At 64.9% G+C, this 1,782-nt stretch carries 2 protein-coding genes; both read left to right on the top strand.

Going from position 1 to position 1,782, the window contains the following annotated elements; all coding sequences use genetic code 11:
• Positions 1-536 (top strand): FadR/GntR family transcriptional regulator (locus FCI23_RS55455; RefSeq protein ID WP_136731729.1); only part of this gene is annotated, 536 nt, incomplete at its 5' end.
• Between the two features lie 71 nt (positions 537-607).
• Positions 608-1,782, top strand: a 1,175-nt coding sequence (locus FCI23_RS55450; protein ID WP_211265911.1) for a right-handed parallel beta-helix repeat-containing protein, incomplete at its 3' end; no start/stop codon positions are given.

The following is a 1,782-nucleotide window of genomic DNA, read 5'->3' as shown; positions in this document are numbered from 1 at the left end:
AGCATGTCCTGATGCTCCTGGACTACCGTCGTCTGATCGAGTCGGAGACGGCGCGGCGTGCCGCGACTCTCGCCACTCCGATCGAGGTCCGGGCGATGCGGGAGAGTGCCGAGGTCTCGCTCGCGGCCGGAAAGGCGGTTGATGCCGAGGCGTTCGCCCGTGCGGACGCGTTGTTCCACGATTCGGTCAGCATCGCCGCTCACAATGTGTTCCTGCGGTCGAGTGTCGCCAACATCCGGCGTCTGGTGTCCCAGTCGGACGTGCTGCTCTTCCATGGTGATGTGCCCGGCTCGTTGGAGGTCGCGGGCGCCCAGCACCTTGGCATCGTCGAGGCCATCGCCGCGGGTGAGGCGGACACCGCCGCGGAGTTGATGACCGCGCATATCGACACCACCCAGGAGCAGTTCGAGCGCAAGATCCGTGACCGGCTCTTCAACCTGGCCGGCCGCCCCCGCAATCCGTCGGCGGCCTCCGAGCGGTCGTCGAAGTCCGTGGCGGCGTCGCAGCCGCCATCGCCGGAAACGTCCGCTTCCTAGCGGACGCCCGCGCACAGACCTGGGCCGCCAAGCCGCCTCTTCAGCGCCCCCGGCCGTGAACGGGGTGGACGCTGGCCGATTCCGCGCACAACGTTTACAAGGCGCACGTCGGAAACATCGATACCCGGCAGCTGTATGTCAACGGTGAGCTGGAGACGCGCGCTCGCGGTGGGAACAATCCCTCGGGGTTCACCAAGACCTCGACCGGTTACACGATCACCGACACCAGTATGGACAGTTGGAAGAACCAGTCGGATCTTGAGGTCGTGAGCCGCTGGGGCTGGATGCTCATGCGTTGCCCGGTCCAGTCGATCGTGGGGACCACGATGACGGTGCAGCAGCCGTGTTTCCACAACGCGAATCTGCACGCGGGGCAGGAGATCCAGAACCCGACGTGGCTGGAGAACGCCCGTGAGCTGCTGGACACCCCCGGGGAGTGGTACCTCGACAAGAGCGCGGGCGATCTGTACTACATGCCCAAGGCGGGCCAGAACCTGGCGACCGCGACGGTGACCGTGCCGCGGGTGCAGGACCTGGTGGACTTGAACGGCACCATCTCCGCCCCGGTCAGTGACGTCTCCTTCCAGGGCATCACCTTCTCCTACTCGACGTGGCTGGCGCCCAGCTCCAGCGATGGCCTGATCGAGGGCCAGGCGGGCTTCCGTATCGTCGGCTCCAACAACCCCGACTTCGACTCCACGCGGTTGAACTGGGTGAAGACGCCCGGGGCGGTCAATGTGAGCTACGGCCACGGTGTGTCGTTCCAGGGCAACACCTTCACGCACCTCGGTGCGGTCGGGCTGAATCTCAATACCGGCACGCAGGGGACCACGATCACCGGCAATGTCTTCAAGGAGATAGCCGCGACGGGCATCCAGGTCGGTGGTACCGATGTGATCGACGCCCATCCGAGCGATGCGCGGTCGATCACCAAGGACAACACGGTCAGCAATAACGTTGTCACCAATGTGGCGGATCAGTACACCGGCTCGCTGGGTATCTTCGCCGGTTACACCGATCACAGCGTCATCTCCCACAACAAGGTCTACGACCTGCCCTACAGCGGCATCTCCGTGGGCTGGGGCTGGGGTCTGACCGACCAGGGGGGTGACACCAACTACCCGGGCAACTCCGGTGTCCCGGTCTGGACCACCCCGACCACCAGCCAGAACAATGTGGTCAGCGACAACGAGATCAGCGACATCATGAAGCTGCAGGCGGACGGCGGTGCCATCTACACGCTGAG

It is taken from the genome of Actinacidiphila oryziradicis (assembly GCF_005047355.1).
Classification (GTDB): Bacteria; Actinomycetota; Actinomycetes; order Streptomycetales; family Streptomycetaceae; genus Actinacidiphila; species Actinacidiphila oryziradicis.
The sequence above is the reverse complement of the archived record's forward strand: the minus strand, read 5'-3'. Positions and strand labels throughout refer to the sequence as shown.